The following is a 403-nucleotide window of genomic DNA, read 5'->3' on the forward strand; positions in this document are numbered from 1 at the left end:
GAGGTGGCCCTAGATTTGTAGACGCTTTGTTTGGTAATTTTGGAACCAAGGCGAGACAGGTATGGCTAAGGGAATACGATTTACAGATGAGTTCAAGCAGGATGCAGTAGCGCAGGTCGTTGAGCGCGGATATGCGGTCAGCGAAGTGGCCGAGCGGCTGGGTATCAGCACCAAATCATTGTACACGTGGAAGGCGCAGCTTGCGAAGTCACCGCGCATCAGGACAGAGACCTCAGAACAGGCTGCTGAGATCAAACGCCTGAGGCGAGAGCTGGTCCGGGTGACCGAAGAGCGCAACATTCTAAAAAAGGCGACCGCGTACTTCGCGCGAGAGTCTCAGTGCGGTACGCGTTTATTCACTGCCCGGCAGGGTATTGCGCAGCAATGTCCCGAGAGGGAAGGC

1 protein-coding gene is annotated in these 403 nt (G+C 55.6%); it reads left to right on the forward strand.

From position 1 onward, the window contains the following. Window positions 1-61: 61 nt before the first annotated feature. A partial coding sequence (locus AC3Y7R_RS15600) for a transposase (RefSeq protein ID WP_490042992.1) occupies window positions 62-403 on the forward strand: 342 nt, incomplete at its 3' end.

The organism is Litoreibacter sp., from assembly GCF_058136045.1.